Source organism: Microbacterium aquimaris, assembly GCF_039531285.1.
Taxonomy (GTDB): Bacteria; Actinomycetota; Actinomycetes; order Actinomycetales; family Microbacteriaceae; genus Microbacterium; species Microbacterium aquimaris.
Genome location: NZ_BAAAPT010000001.1, coordinates 1,812,500 through 1,827,080 on the forward strand (window position 1 = coordinate 1,812,500; position 14,581 = coordinate 1,827,080).

Below are 14,581 nucleotides of genomic sequence, written 5' to 3' on the forward strand. Positions count from 1 at the left end.
GAGCAGATGAGCATTCTCCGTGTGCGCCTGAGGGTCAGCGATTTGCGATCAGCGCGTGTAGCGCTGATCGCAAAGAGACATACTGAGCGGCCCTTGCAGATCAATGTGGCTGATCCAAGCCTGCTCCGTGCCCTGACCGTCACTCGCGAGCCTGCTCGCCGCACGAGAGACCTCACACTCGTGGTCGAAGACTGGGCTTCGCCGATCGCCGGTTGGCGCGGTGGCGTGACCAACCTTTCAGGTGTGGAGTCCTTTGACATCAAGTACGACCGCTCGAACAGAACGGCGACGGCAAGGATCTCATTCGACCACGACGTAGATCTCGCAGAGATCGTGCGCAGGTTGATTGGCGCGTTCCTCCCGGTCACCATGCTGCACGGGGCGGGATTCCCGCGAATCGCATTAGACGCGGATTCTCCGGACGGGGCCATCGGCCTGTTGGGTCGCAGTATGGCGGGCGCCAACGCTGATCCGCCGCGCGTGCTTGCCGGCGTAGGCCTGACCTCGGCTGACGTTGTTGCGGGGAACCTGTCCGAGGTAGACCCCGAGCTCATGCTCGTGCCGGTCGCGCTTGGCAATCTCGGGCAGTCGGACGCGCGCGTCGAGCAACCAATTGTAGATCTCGCGATCCACAACCCCATTGGCAGGGTCCAGCAGTTCGAAGCTTCGACGCAGCGAGGGAGTGCGAGGATCGAGGGCAATCGCCTGATCATCCATGTCGACTGTGATGTCGAAGCGCCTGATCTTGTCATCGATCTGAGAGCGCCCCTGCCTCGCGAGGTTGTTCGGTCACTGGTCAATGTCGAGTCGATCTCGCTAGAAGCGGTGCGTGTGCCTGACGAATCCGAAGCGCACGTTGCCGCGCGTTTCGCCGAACTGGCTGCTACTGGAGCCGTGCTTCACAGCCTGCGTCCGCAGGAAGAGCGAGTCGTCGCCGGACTGGGGTCGGCACTGTCCCGCCTAGTCACCCTCCCCTACGACCACACCATCGGCATGGCTCGCGAGAGGCGGTCCGTGGAGCAACGTCGTGCGGCGATGCTCGCGCACTCCGGCTACCTGCGGCTGGCAGACAGGGTCTCCTCGGCAGCGGGTGCGCGGATTCTTCCTCGCGTGAGCATCGTCTTGTCGACGATACGTCCGCACCGGGTCGGTAGCGTGCTCGCGCTTCTGGCCGCGCAGGACTATCCGGACGTCGAGATCATCCTCGCTCTGCACGGGACCGGTCAGGAGGCGGCTGAGCAATTCTCGCCCTTCGCGGAGCGAGGACAAGTGCGCGTCATCTCTCGGCCCAGCTCTCAGCCCTTCGGTAGCGTTCTCGCCGACGCCGTAAGGGAGTCGACCGGCGACTTGATTCTCAAGGCCGATGACGACGACTGGTATTCGCCCCACGTTGTGTGGGACCTTGTGCTGGCGCATCTCTATTCGGGGGCGGACATCGTCGGGAAGACGACGGAGTACCTCTACTTCGAGCGGATCAACCAGACGGTGCACCGTACTTTTGCGACCGAGCGGTATCACCGACAGCTCGCAGGTGGCGCGATGATGCTGTCGCGGGGGACTCTTGACAGCATGGGGGGTTGGCGTCCCACGCGCCACTCGACGGACCGGTCTGTCCTTCTGGATGTGTTCCGCAATGGCGGAATCGGATACCGCACGCACGGCCTCGGTTACCTCTACATACGTCATGACGATGGGCACACCTGGGTGCGCTCGGAGTCCTTGTTGTTGGAGAACACCTTCGAACAGTGGCGGGGATGCGTGCTCCCTGAGACCGACGCGGCACTGCGAGCCGTCGCGCCACAGAACTCATTGAGATTGCCCGAATAAGATGGACCGGTTGCCCCCCTCTCACCCGAGAAAGCAGTCCGACTTGTCCGTTGGTTCCCTGATCGACATCTCCGCGTTCGACGTCCCCGGAAAGGGCCGCGGCATTCTCGATGTCGCCCGCTGGACCTACCTCTTGCGCCTGCTCGTGCGCAAGGGAACCGCGACCCGATACCGGAACTCCGTTCTGGGATGGGTGTGGTCATATGTGAAGCCGGGTGCGCAGTTCCTCATCTACTACTTCGTGATGGGGATCGTGCTGCAGTTCCACCGGGATGTGCCGAACTTTGCGATCTATCTCTTCTCAGGGATCGTCATGGTCAATCTCTTCAATGAGGCGTTCGGCAACGCCACGAGTTCCATCGTCGGCAACCGCGCGCTGGTGAAGAAGATCTACCTCCCTCGCGAGCTTTTTCCGATCGCCGCGATCTTCGTCGCGATGATCCACTTCCTGCCCCAGCTGGCTATCTTGCTCGTTGTCTGCCTCCTCGTAGGCTGGACGCCCTCGCTGGTGACGTTGGGCGGTGCTCTCTTGGGCATACTCCTAGTCGTCAGCTTTGCGCTCGGCCTCGGGTTGTTCTTCGCCGGACTTAACGTCCGGTTCCGAGACGCCGAGAACTTTGTCGACCTCATCAAGATGTTCGCCACGTGGACGTCCCCGGTGCTTTACACCTGGACGCTGATCGCGGCGGCGTTGATCAATCACCCTTGGGTCTTCTTTCTCTACATGAGCAATCCCCTGACGGTGGCGGTGGAGTTGGGCCATGCGGGATTCTGGGCTGGCACGACCGGGGAATCCCACGTGTTCCCCGACTTCTTCCCGATCTCGTCGGCCATTGCTGCTGGCATTACGATCGTGATGCTCGTCGTCGGGCAGCTCACCTTCAGCCGATTCGAACGAACGTTTGCGCAGGACCTGTGATGTCTCAGACACTGATCAAGACGGCGACGGACCCATGCATCGTTGTCGACCATGTCTCGAAGAAGTTCCTTCGTCGCAACACGCATTCCTTCAAGGAAGCGTTCGTTGGGTGGATCAAGAAGAAGAAAGTTCGTGCGGACGTCTTCCACGCACTGGACGACGTGTCCTTCCAGGTCGGTGAAGGGGAGTCGGTCGCTGTGCTCGGGCTAAACGGGTCGGGCAAGTCCACCACCCTCAAGCTGATCGCTGGCGTCATGCGCCCTGATCGTGGACAGGTGCTTACTCGGGGACGAGTGGCCGGCCTTATCGAGGTTGGGGCGGGCTTCCACCCCGACCTCTCGGGCCGCGAGAACGTCTACCTCAACGCTGCCATCCTGGGCATGGGACGTCGGCAGATCGACGAGCGATTCGACGACATTGTGGCGTTCTCCGAGATCGGTGACTTCATCGATCAAGAGGTCAAGCACTACTCCTCGGGCATGTTCATGCGTCTCGCCTTCGCGGTGGCGATCCATGTGGACTTGGATATCCTGCTCGTGGATGAGGTCCTCTCCGTGGGAGATGCGCCATTCCGAGCGAAATGTCATACCAAGATCAAGGAACTTACTGCACAGGGCAAGACGATGCTGGTCGTGAGTCACAACGCTGGCACCGTTCGGGAACTGTGCTCCCGCGGAATCGTGATCAGCAAGGGTAAGAAGGTTTTCGATGGCGACATCGACACCGCAGTCGGTTATCTCGACAAGCGCTGAGCGACCGCTTCTCTCGGTTGTCGTCCCAACGCACAACGTTCGGCCGTGGGTTGAGGAGACGCTGTTCTCGCTCTCACGACAGCAGGTCACTTCCATGGAGGTGCTCGTCGTCGACGACGGCTCGACGGACGGGACTGACGAACTCGTGGAGCAGTTTGCACGCGGCGATTCGCGCTTTCGGCTGCTGCGCTCGAAGGTCGGTGGTGGCGGACCGGCGCGAAACCTCGGAGCTGAGGTGGCCCGGGGGCGGTACCTCGTCTTCTGCGATGGCGATGATCTCGTTCCCGACGGTGCATACCGAGCGCTCGTCGCTTCGTTGGAGGACAGCGGGTCAGACGTGGTTTTCGGTGACTACTGGAAGTTCTCGTCCTCCGCGATGTGGCGCCCCACCGCGAGCATGACGGCGTACTCGCATGCAGTCTCGGGGACGACGTTTCTCGAGCATCCGACCCTGCTGATGAGCCGGCCGTGCTGGAACAAGGCCTTCCGCCGCGACTTCTGGGAGAGGTCAGGCATTACCTTCCCTGACGCGGCCCGATCCAACGACATTGTCCCAATGGTGCGCGCATATCTTGGTGCGAGCACCATTGATGTGATCTCGAAAGTCGTCTACCTGTATCGGGACCGCCCCGGCTCGTCGTCGATGACCTCCCGGGCAGGCTCTGACGCGTCTCTGCTGAGCTATCTCACCCAGGAGCTGGAATGCGCGCAGCTGATCGCTGCCCAGAGAGACGACGCTCTCTCTCGTGTCTACGCGTATCTGATCTATGATCGCGACGGTTTCGCGCATCTGCGGAAGTTCTACGGTACGCGGGATATCGGGGCCCCGCTTTCGCCAGAGATTACAACGGCTCTTCGAGAGCTCATTGGGATCGTGGGAGACATTCCGACGATCGACGCCCTGAAGCAGCTGACGTTCGAACTCACTCTCAGCGGCGACACACGAGCAGCGCGGGCGGCAGCTATCCTGCAGGAGCCCCCCCACCTTTCTGTCCGCGAAGCCAGCGATCTGTGGAGCGACTTGCTCGCGGCGGTAGCGGGAAGCCCCCTGGCACCCACCTTGTTGCGTCCGCTCCTGCTGGCGGAAATCCGACGAACGCTCGCCTCGGAGGATCTGGATGATCCTGAGTGGTCCCGGGCATGGGAGCGATTGCTTGCGGCAGCCGGACGATTCGAGGAAAGGCTGATTGCGTCCAGCGTTCCGGAGGACGTCAGGTCAGGCGGCGACAGCGAGGCTTCCGCGGCTTTGCAGAAGCGGGCGAAGCTGGGCGTCGTGCTCACCGACATGACGGGGGGTCGGGAGATAGTTCTCTCGGGGACCTCGGTCTGCTCCGACTCGTTCCTCCCCGTACTGATCGGTGCCGATCATCAAGGGGCGCGAAGGATTGTGTCGCCGAGACGCGTAAGAGTGGACACCGACAGCGGTCGGTGGACGGCGACGTTCCGGGCTCGGGCTCTAAGGCTATTCGAGCACGCCCACTCCGCTGTGGTGGTGGATGGAGCGCCGGTGGGGTTGCGCGATGTCGCCGGGGAACCTCGACCCCCAAGAAGACGTGACAGCATCGTCGTCGAGCGATGGGGGTCAACCCTTTCTGTAACGCGTCGTCGCAACTGGGCTGTTCGCGGAGCCCGGTCGCTCGTGGAGCCTCGTGCAGGTCGACTAGTGGCGATGCTGCGACGTCAAGTCGGCAAGCAACGATAGATACTGAAGCGACACGCGCCACGGACTGATGTCTCGAAGGAAGTCGTCGAAGTCTGCTGGCGCGAGGTCGGCGAATGTCGCCTCGTCAGCGAGAAGTCTCGCGATAGATTCTTCAGGATCTGCCGGGTCAAAGAATGCGACCCATGGCTGCCGGTCGAACTGCTCTCGGAGGTGCGGCTCGTCCGGAATGATGACAGGCACGCGGAAGGTCGCGGCCAGGTGGATGCTTCCTGAATTGAGTACCGCGCGGTAGGGCAGCACAGTGATATCGGCGGCGAGGTACCACCGAGCGATCTCGTCATCGGGCACGAAGTCGAAATGTGTGTGGGCGGTGACGTGGGATGGGACGAGGTCGTCGATGCCCTCTTCGCTGCCTTCTTTCGCCTTTCCCGCGAGGAGAAGCACCAGGTCGCGTCGCGTGCGAGATGCGATCTCGACGGCTCTCACCAGGCTGCTGACACCCTTGTATGGCCGGATCTGGCCGACGAACAGTACCGACCTCTTCTTCTCCCCGAGGTTGAATGCCGCTCGCGCCTGCGCCCGCGTCATCCCGGTGTCGTATACCCCTGCATAGCTTGGGTGCGGAATCGTCCTCGTCTTCTCAGGCGCGATCGTACAGGTATCCGCGAGAACCTCTGCGGTGCTCGGCGACATCACATGGACGCGGTCGGCCTGATTCGCGAGCAGACGGTAGAGCTCGACCTCCTCATCGCGGTATGAGATTTCGTGGGGAAGACGATTATGGACGGTCCAAATGAGCGACGCTCGTCGCTTCTCGAGTCCGCGCAGGGCTCGCGAGAATCGCCGCAACCGTTTTTGCGCGACCGCGCGGGAAGGCGCGTTCTGCAGAATCGGCGAAGTCCAGTGAATGTGGAGCACGTCGCCGTGGCCGAGGAGACGCATCGTCCGGAGCAAATCATGGAATGCGACGGTCGGAAGGATGCTGTAGCCGTCTGCCCGCGGAGCAAGGGACATTGTGACGAGGTAAGGATTTCCTCCCCACGCCGGAAAGACCTGAAGCCGTGGTGCGTGCACGATCACTCCCAGTCAGCGGTTGCGTCGTCGCAGGCGGCGGATACGGAGAACGAGCGGCTTCACTGCCCGGTACACGAGGTGCCGCGCCTCCATCCGTGCAACCATTGATCGCTCGAATTCCGTGAACCGACGCTCCATGTACAGAACCAGGCCGGTGCCGTCGGACGTGACAGTCGAGCGGAAAGCTTCGTCGCGAAGAAGTGCATCAGAGAGTGCGTGTGAGTTGCCGTCGGCAATGACGCTGTTGCCGTCTACACCAGCTACAGATGGTCGCTGGTGCCAGAATGCCAACGGCCTTGGGGAGACGTATTCGAGAGGCCCTTGCAATAGGACCTGAGTATTGAATTGCCAATCGGCGACCACGGGATGGCGCTCGTCGTATGGTCCGAGTTCGTCATGAAGGGAGGAACGGTAGAGGAACGCAATCGGCACGAAGTGGTTGAATCGCATTTGATCCATCAGGAGAGGCGCGACCGATTCCGGCACGAACGGCTCGGTTGCGAAAGCCTCGTACTCGCCGTTGACGAGGTGCTCCCGAACGATCACCGTGCGTGCGACGACGCCCGCTCGCTCCGGATTCTCCTCCAGGTACTGGACACAGGTCTCGAGGAAGCGAGGGTCCCAGCTGTCATCGTCATCGTGCAGAACGAGGAACTCACCACGTGCTGCGTGCACACCTGCGTTGGCAGCTGGCCAGCGCCCGTGCGGACGTTCGTGATCGATCCGTCTTATGCGGGCGCGTTGTGGTTCAGCGAGTGCCTGCACGCATGAAGAGACGACGTCCGGGTCCCCACCGTCATTCACGATGATCACCTCGAAGTCTGTGAACGTCTGCGAGCATATACTCGACAACGCCCGTGCGAGCAGCAGCGGGCGGTCTTTGGTACGGGTGATGATGCTGACTCGTGGGGACACGGTTCTCCTGATTCCCGCTGGTCAACCGCGTGAGGCGAGAGCGCTGTCGAGGCGGTCTCCCAGCGCGGATGACAGCGTCGTGCTGAATGAAGCGGTGATGTGGTGCGAATCTCGGTAAATGACGACTCCACCCACAACGACGGGACACGTCTCGTGGCAGTAGGCGCTGGTGAGGTCGACGGGCGTCGCAGGACTGCGCTCCGCGGCGGTGCGGAGGGGGTCCGTCGCGAGCGCGGCATCGGGGCGGGGAAACGAACACGAATCGGCTGTGAAGACCTCCGTGGAAAGCAGACACTCTTCCGCGGGGCGCGGCATCGCGGGGTTGTCGATCACGGCTGCGACGGCCGTACCTCGTTTCCAGGCGGTCGACCAGCGAGAAGAGAGAGCGTCACTGACGCGTGCTGCATCAGCGTCGTCGCTATCGCCGTTACGCCATGTCTCCACGAGCAAGTCGTACTCACCGCTTAGGACCTTCTCGTCGATCTCGTCGTGGCGAGCGGCGCAGTCCGTTTCGGGAGTGTCCGCGTACCACTTGCAGCCACGCCCCACCCAGACGTCCACGGACCATCCTCGTTCGCGCGCTATGACCTCGAGTGCTGGGATGAGCATCGCGGCGTGAGAGTCGCCCACCAGGGCCACGCGTGTTGCCGAGGGGCCACCGCTTGCAACGGTGCAGGAAGTCGGATTGCCGCTGGGCTGCTGGTCGTAACAGCGATACGCGCCGCCGGTGTCGTCGTAGAGGCCGGTTATCGCGGGAGTCAGCGCTGCCACCGGGGTCTCGGACGTCAGAGCATCAGCACAGGTTGGCGACAGCATCGCAGACGCACCGTGGCATCGGGTCGGGTCGGCGAGCTCAGCGGAGGGCCGCGCGCTACCCGTCGATGACGTTGCGCTAAGCGAGGCGATGGCCGCTGCCAGCACAACGACCATAGCGGCAGCGGTGAGCCAGGCGACTCGTCCGGGACGAGCCTGGATTGCTGTGCGTCCGAAGCGTATGGGGTCCTCGATCACCTTCTTGGTGATGGCTGCGGCGAGAAAAGAAGTGGCAAGGATCCCCACGTTCCAAACGAAAGATGGAGGTGCACCCAGCACCCATGGCGCGATGACGATGAGCGGCCAGTGCCAGAGGTAGATGCCATACGAGTGGTCGCCGACCCATTGAATCGGAAGGGCGCTCTGAGCTCGATGGAGCAACCTGAACGGTGCGATGGGCCCCACGGCGATCAATGCGGCGGCGGCAAGAGTCGGCCAGAGCGCGGAGGGGCCGGGGAACGTGGTGTCAGCTCCGAAGATGAAGACGATGCACGCCAGCGACCCCCACGCTCCGAACCACGTCGCGCCGCGCCAAGACCTTGAGCGCAGGGTCATTGCCGGCAGAAGGGCGACTGCGGCTCCGATTGCAAACTCCCACATGCGACTGATCGTTGAGAAATATCCGAGGCCAGGCTCGTTGGCACTCCACCAGATCGATAGCGAGAGGGAGAATACGGCAAGGGTGGAGAGTGCTACCCCCAGAACCACGCCGGACCGTGAGCGCATGCGTGCAGCCAGGGCTCCAGCCGCGAGGATCAAGAGGGGCCAGATGAGGTAAAACTGCTCCTCGACCGAAAGTGACCAGTAGTGCTGTGCGATCGGTGGCGCGTTCTCCTGGCCGAGGTAGTCAATCGCGTTCGCGGCGAGTTGCCAGTTTTCGACGTAGAGGGCGCTCGCGATGACCGACTGTAAGTATTGGGCACGTAGCGCGGGCGGCGCCCACAGCAGCGTCAGGGCCACGCTGACGAGGAGCACGGTGAGGGCGGCGGGGAGGAGTCTCCGTGCGCGTGCGGCCCAAAAGTGGGCAATTGAGATGCCCCCGTGCTGACGGTGACGCCGCAGGAGGTGCTCCGTGATCAGGTATCCGCTGATCACGAAGAACACATCGACCCCGATGTACCCGCCGGGGACCGCGCCTGGCCAGAGGTGGTAGGCGACAACGGCGAGGACTGCGAACGCACGAAGTGCCTGCAGGTCCGCCCGGACGACCCGTGAGGGAGAAGAGGGCAACGCCGTCGCCTGCGTCGACCCTGCAGGCGGGGATGCTTCCGCGGATCTCATCTGCTTCAGACCTCGTGTCGCTCATGGGTGTCTTCGCGCGCTCGTCGCGAAGACGAGACAATGTTACGTGGCCGCCGGCATCGAGCATCACGGCAGCGCCGTCGCCTAGAATCCTGTCGATGGTTGATGCGGCTTGGTGGTCCGCCCTGCCTGCGGTATTGGTCGCGGTAGCGGTGATTCTCGTTCCCGGCTTCATCGGAACGTGGGGGCTGCCCGTCGGCGTGACCGCGCGCGTCGCTCTGGCGGGGCCGTTCGGTGTCGTCGCTATTTCGGCGGCAGGGGCCTGGTCCATGATGCTCGGGGTGAATTTCGCGCTCTGGCAACCGGCCGTGACAGCAGTCCTGATAGGCCTTCTTGTCTACCTTCTTGCGCATCGGGTCTCCCCCATCCGGGCATCGCGCTCGGAAGTTCCGGGATGGACGGTCTATGCGCTGTCGATCATCGCGGCGACCGTGTTGATCGGGACGGTGGCGTTCATCGCGGTTCCAGGGCCGGAGTCGGTGAGCCAGACCTACGACAACGTCTTCCATATGTCCGCCATTGCATCGATTCTGGCTGACGGAAACGCCTCGTCATTCTCTTTGCGCACACTGATCGAGACTGATCGGTCGTGGAGCTACTATCCGGCTGGATGGCACTCGATCGTGGCGCTAACCGCGCTCACAGCTGGCGTCAGCGCCCCCGTTGCCGTCAACGCCACGTGGTTGGGCGTCTGCGCAACGCTCTGGGTCCCGGGAACGATGTGGCTGACGCGAATCGTAACGCCGGTGGGCACCCCTGCGATCCGAACACTCATTGCTGCGCCGCTGGCTGCCGCCTTCGGCGCCATGCCATATTCGCTCCTGTCCTGGGGCACGCTCTACCCAACGTTCCTCGCGACCGCGCTACTCCCCGCCGCAATTGCCGCCCCGGTCGCGTGGTGGCGCACGCGCGCAGCGTGTCGTGGGAACCCCGCGCGTCACTTCGTCGGGGTTGTTCTCGTCACCGTCACGTGCCTCGCTATCGCCTTCGCCCAGCCGCGGGTGCTCGTGTCCTGGGGGCTTATCCTCTTCCCGTTCGCCGTCGCCGTTGCCGCGCGCGCTTTCCGGGCCGCTGTGGCTCGTGGAGGGCGAGCCAAGCGTTTGGCGTGGGGTGCTCTAGCCTGGTCCGGCGCGACCGGGATTCTGGTCGTCCTTCTCGGGTTCACGTACGCGGTGTTCGGTCTTGGGCTGTTCGATCGCCCGCTCGAGGAGCGACTCGGCGGCCCACAGGCCGCCGCCAACCAGTCCGTAGGCGAGGGGCTATGGCAAGTGCTCTCGCAGACGACGCCGACCGGTGTAGGAACTGTGGTGACGACCGCGAGTCCGGCGCTGGCGATCGTCGTCCTTATGGGGGCTGTGGTCACGCTTCGCAGGCGGGGTGCCCGGTGGCTCGTCGTATCCGCGGCCATCGTATCTGTGCTGTTCGCGCTCGCCGCCGGGTCCGACGACGTTCTGACCAAGCTCGCTACGGGTCTGTGGTACAAAGACCGCTATCGCCTGCTTTCCTTGTTGCCGATCATGATGGTGCCGCTGGCTGCTGTCGGGATCTCCGCCATCGTCGGGTGGCTCGCGCGAAACCGCACCGGACGTGCCAGAGCGGTTACCGCAATCACGGTCGCATGGGTAGTGGCCGTTGCCTCCGCCATCTCGCTCGCGGTTGGCGGTATGAGCGCCGCCATTGGCTCGGTTTATGCAATGCCGACGGAGGCAGGCGGAGACCGCTATCTGTCGCGCGCCCAGGCGGAGTTCTTTGAGGAGATTGACGCCATTGTGCCCGAAGGTCAGCTTGTCCTGGGTGACCCCTGGGACGGGTCGGCATGGAGCTGGGTGTACGGCTCTCGCGAACCGGTGTTCCCTCACTTGAATGGCCAGTGGGACGACGATCGCCTCGCCCTCGCCTGGCGACTAGACGCGATTGAGGACGACCCGGCCGTGTGTCGTGCCCTTCAGAACCTCAACGTGCAATACGTGCTGTACTCAGCTCACGACCTCGGGGACGGCGATCCGGCGGGTAACCACTTTCCTGCACCGCATCGCGCCGTGGAAGCCGGACTTTTCGATCTCGTTGCGACATCCGGAGAGACTGCGCTCTACCGCATCCCTCAGTGCGACTGAGCGCTCTCAGCTGTCGGCACTCTCGTTGAAGGCTGCGGCCCATGATGTCGGCGATGTCAACGACGTGAGTGATGCGCGATAGGCCCGGGAGAGGGCCGGCCACTCACGACGCATCTGCCGGTGGAGGCGTACGCTTTCGACAAGCAGATGCCGGTGCGCCCGGCGATCCCTCACGTATCGGGTCGTGCCGCCTCCGTCTCCGGTAGCGACGACAGCGCTGTCGTATGCCGTTAGCACCCACCACGCGTTGGCCGTTCGCGGGAGGAAAACACTCTTCGACTGCTCGGCCTTTCGCGGTCGTACCCAGTGGCGGAGGAGCGACGACAGGGTCAACGTTCGCAGCTTCCATCCTGTTGGCGCTGTGAGCGATCGCGGGTCTTCTACCTGCTGCACGTCATCCGGGTTGATGGGGCCAGCGACAACGGCCTCGGGGTGGCTTTGAGCAAGATCTCGAGCTCTTGGCAACGCACTTCGAAGCGAAGGGAACATGTGGTCGGGTCCTGACAAAATGTCCCGAAGTGCGAGGTGCCGCAGCGTCGTGGCGTAGTACTGCATCGCCATCAGGTGCTTCAGGTCCATACGGCGGCTGTGGGTCAGAAGCTCGCCACCTCGCCGCTCGGGCGAGTGGAGCAGGGCTGCGACGATCCGATTTCTTGCGTGGAAATACGCCTGCCAGTCGGTCAGGTCATCCTTATCGGTCCAAGTGACGTGCCACAGCGCCGCTCCTGGCAGTGAAACGGTCGGGACACCCGCGGCGCCTGCTCTCAGGCCGTATTCTGCATCGTCCCATTTGATGAAGGCAGGCAAGGCGAGACCTAACCGCTCGAGGACGGCGCGGGGGATGAGGCACATCCACCACCCGTTGAAGTCGGTGTCATACCTCTGGTGCAGCAGAGCGGTGGTCGGGAGCCGATGCCGCTCGAGGTCAAGCGGCATCGCGACTTCGTTGACCGGACGCCAGCCGAACGGTCCACGATCCACCACCTCCGCGAGCGCGTGGAGCCGTGTGGGGTGCCGAAGATCAAACATGTGCCCGCCGACGATGGTCGGAATAGTCGTGTGCTGCGCAAAGACCATGGCTCGCCGAAGGGCCTCGGGCTCGATTGAGACGTCATCATCGAGAAGGAGGACGCCGTCACTGTCGGCGCGTTGCAACGTCTCGCTCATCGCGCGCGAGAAGCCGCCAGATCCTCCGAGGTTGTCCTGTTCGATAACCTCCAAGCGACCCGAGAGAAGCGCTGCCGCATCGCTGAAGCCGGCCTCGTCACGAACGGCCCGATCTCCCTGATCTAGGACGAAGACTCGATCAACGAGACTGTCGAGGTCCTCCATCTCGTTGAGACTTGAAAGGGTCTGCACGCAGTAGTCCGGCTTGTTATGCGTCGTAATGCCGATCGAGGTTCGGCCGTCGCGCACCGGAGCGGAGTTTGTCGCCCAGTGTGCGCGATGCAAGACGGCGCCTTGATCGCCCGCGTCTACCTCGAACCAGACCCACCCGCCTTCGTCATTCTCGTTGATGTCAAGGTCAACCTGGGAAGTCACTGGCGTCTCGGAGTCGATGCGGGCCGCGTGCTCCTCACGGATCGTGCCCCGCGCGTTCGACCGTCGGACGATCAGGACAGCCGAGCCGCTCATCGCCACGATCAACGACACCTGGCGAACGGAGGTCCAATGCCGCCAGTAAGAAGCCGGGAAGGCGTTGAAGTACGTCGCAAACGAGGATCTGGTTCCCGGGGTGAGGCGAAGTGATCGGCGGCTAAGCACCTCAAATCGTGGGAGGGCGGCGCTGGCGGTCGCCTCGGGTTCCGGCTCGATATACAGCGGAAGCCGATCGCTGTGCTCGGCCCGGGGGAAAACGATCTTCTGCAGGACGGAGTGCACTTTGATCTCTCAGACGGTGGAAGGCGACGGCGTAGGTCCCCGTGATCCTACCGCCGACGTCGCTCGGTGCGCTGGCGGCTGGGTACGTATGAAGTAGTATCGTCGCGGCATCTGCGCCCGCTGACCGACTACGGTCGGTATCTCTCTCGGAAAAGGTACTCACGCATGGATCTTCTGGTCGTCGGATCGGGCTTCTTCGGCCTCACGATCGCAGAGCGCGCCGCCGCGGCGGGGCGGAAGGTCGCGGTCATCGATAGGCGTTCTCACATCGGTGGCAACGCATACAGCGAGGCCGAGCCGGAAACGGGAATCGAGGTGCACCGGTACGGTGCGCACCTGTTCCACACGTCGAATCCGACCGTGTGGGAGTACGTCAATCGCTTCACGACCTTCACCGACTACGTGCACCGTGTCTACACCAACCACAAGGGTGTCGTGTATCCGCTGCCGATCAACCTCGGCACCATCAACCAGTTCTTCCAGGCCGCGTACGGCCCTGACGAGGCCAAGGCCGTGGTGAACGAGCTGGCGGGGGAGTTCGACACGAAGTCGGCGGCGAACCTCGAGGAGAAGGCGATCGCGCTGATCGGTCGTCCCCTGTATGAAGCGTTCATCCGCGATTACACCGCCAAGCAGTGGCAGACCGACCCGAAGGATCTGCCAGCGGAGGTCATCAGCCGTCTCCCGGTCCGCTACACCTACGACAACCGCTACTTCAACGACACGTGGGAGGGCCTCCCCACCGACGGATACACCGCGTGGCTGGAGCGCATGGCGGATCATCCGAACATTGACGTGAAGCTCGACACCGACTTCTTCGACCCCTCTCAGCCGTTGAACAAGGCGGCGACGGTCGGACAGCTTCCGATCGTCTACACCGGTCCGGTCGATCGCTACTTCGACTACGCCGAGGGAGCCCTGTCGTGGCGCACCCTCGACTTCGAGGAAGAGGTTCTCGAGGTCGGCGACTTCCAGGGCACGTCGGTGATGAACTACGCGGATGCGACCGTGCCCTACACCCGTATCCATGAGTTCAAGCACTTCCACCCTGAGCGGGCTGACCGGTATCCGACCGACAAGACCGTGATCATGCGCGAGTACTCGCGGTTCGCCGAGGGGAAGGACGAGCCGTACTACCCCGTGAATACCCCGCACGACCGTGCGGGGCTCCTGGCGTACCGTGACCTCGCGAAGGGCGAATCCGGCGTCCACTTCGGCGGACGACTGGGCACCTACCAGTACCTCGACATGCACATGGCGATCGGCTCCGCGCTGTCCATGTGGAACAACCAGCTCGCCTAATTTGGCATCGATTAGCTCG

Annotated in this window: 10 protein-coding genes; 6 read left to right on the forward strand and 4 right to left on the reverse strand. The window is 63.1% G+C overall.

Annotated elements, in window-relative coordinates; genetic code table 11:
* Nucleotides 1–6 precede the first annotated feature (6 nt).
* The 4 genes from ABD204_RS08290 to ABD204_RS08305 are packed head-to-tail and all read left to right on the forward strand — an operon-like array spanning nucleotide 7 to nucleotide 5,200.
* Nucleotides 7–1,827: a glycosyltransferase family 2 protein gene (locus tag ABD204_RS08290; protein WP_194425044.1), complete on the forward strand. Its 1,821-nt coding sequence runs from the start codon at nucleotides 7–9 to the stop codon at nucleotides 1,825–1,827.
* Nucleotides 1,828–1,870: 43 nt separating this feature from the next.
* A complete protein-coding gene (locus ABD204_RS08295) occupies nucleotides 1,871–2,746 on the forward strand; it encodes an ABC transporter permease (RefSeq protein WP_241748064.1) in 876 nt (291 codons plus the stop codon).
* Nucleotides 2,746–3,498: an ABC transporter ATP-binding protein gene (locus ABD204_RS08300; RefSeq protein WP_194425046.1), complete on the forward strand. Its 753-nt coding sequence runs from the start codon at nucleotides 2,746–2,748 to the stop codon at nucleotides 3,496–3,498. Before ABD204_RS08295 ends, ABD204_RS08300 begins: the two co-directional genes overlap by 1 nt.
* Entirely contained in the window at nucleotides 3,455–5,200 is a 1,746-nt protein-coding gene (locus ABD204_RS08305) for a glycosyltransferase family 2 protein (RefSeq protein ID WP_194425047.1), read from the forward strand. Before ABD204_RS08300 ends, ABD204_RS08305 begins: the two co-directional genes overlap by 44 nt.
* Here the strand turns inward: ABD204_RS08305 and ABD204_RS08310 are convergent.
* From ABD204_RS08310 to ABD204_RS08320, 3 genes are all read right to left on the reverse strand, one after another.
* Complete coding sequence (locus ABD204_RS08310; protein WP_194425048.1) at nucleotides 5,159–6,103, reverse strand: glycosyltransferase family 4 protein; 945 nt, start codon at nucleotides 6,101–6,103, stop codon at nucleotides 5,159–5,161. The genes ABD204_RS08305 and ABD204_RS08310 overlap by 42 nt on opposite strands.
* 144 nt (nucleotides 6,104–6,247) lie before the next feature.
* Nucleotides 6,248–7,150 (reverse strand): glycosyltransferase family 2 protein, encoded by a 903-nt coding sequence (locus ABD204_RS08315; protein WP_194425049.1) that lies wholly within the window; start codon nucleotides 7,148–7,150, stop codon nucleotides 6,248–6,250.
* A gap of 21 nt (nucleotides 7,151–7,171) precedes the next feature.
* Nucleotides 7,172–9,244: an acyltransferase family protein gene (locus ABD204_RS08320; RefSeq protein WP_194425050.1), complete on the reverse strand. Its 2,073-nt coding sequence runs from the start codon at nucleotides 9,242–9,244 to the stop codon at nucleotides 7,172–7,174.
* Between the two features lie 119 nt (nucleotides 9,245–9,363).
* On the opposite strand from ABD204_RS08320, the gene ABD204_RS08325 reads away from it, so the two are divergent.
* Nucleotides 9,364–11,379, forward strand: a complete 2,016-nt coding sequence (locus ABD204_RS08325; protein ID WP_194425051.1) for a DUF6541 family protein — start codon at nucleotides 9,364–9,366, stop codon at nucleotides 11,377–11,379.
* 6 nt (nucleotides 11,380–11,385) lie between these two features.
* Here the strand turns inward: ABD204_RS08325 and ABD204_RS08330 are convergent, their stop codons facing one another.
* Nucleotides 11,386–13,260 (reverse strand): glycosyltransferase, encoded by a 1,875-nt coding sequence (locus ABD204_RS08330; RefSeq protein ID WP_194425052.1) that lies wholly within the window; start codon nucleotides 13,258–13,260, stop codon nucleotides 11,386–11,388.
* A gap of 165 nt (nucleotides 13,261–13,425) precedes the next feature.
* Between ABD204_RS08330 and glf the strand changes: the two genes are divergently transcribed.
* Nucleotides 13,426–14,562 (forward strand): UDP-galactopyranose mutase, encoded by a 1,137-nt coding sequence (gene glf, locus ABD204_RS08335; RefSeq protein ID WP_194425053.1) that lies wholly within the window; start codon nucleotides 13,426–13,428, stop codon nucleotides 14,560–14,562.
* The last annotated feature ends 19 nt before the right edge of the window (nucleotides 14,563–14,581 follow it).

Excerpts from the sequence above, each read along its gene's own strand:
- ABD204_RS08290 (WP_194425044.1), top strand. The coding sequence starts at position 7 with ATGAGCATTCTCCGTGTGCGCCTGAGGGTCAGCGATTTGCGATCAGCG.
- ABD204_RS08300 (WP_194425046.1), top strand. The coding sequence starts at position 2,746 with ATGTCTCAGACACTGATCAAGACGGCGACGGACCCATGCATCGTTGTC.
- ABD204_RS08305 (WP_194425047.1), top strand. The coding sequence starts at position 3,455 with ATGGCGACATCGACACCGCAGTCGGTTATCTCGACAAGCGCTGAGCGA.
- ABD204_RS08310 (WP_194425048.1), bottom strand. The coding sequence starts at position 6,103 with ATGCGTCTCCTCGGCCACGGCGACGTGCTCCACATTCACTGGACTTCG.
- ABD204_RS08320 (WP_194425050.1), bottom strand. The coding sequence starts at position 9,244 with ATGAGATCCGCGGAAGCATCCCCGCCTGCAGGGTCGACGCAGGCGACG.
- ABD204_RS08325 (WP_194425051.1), top strand. The coding sequence starts at position 9,364 with ATGGTTGATGCGGCTTGGTGGTCCGCCCTGCCTGCGGTATTGGTCGCG.
- glf (WP_194425053.1), top strand. The coding sequence starts at position 13,426 with ATGGATCTTCTGGTCGTCGGATCGGGCTTCTTCGGCCTCACGATCGCA.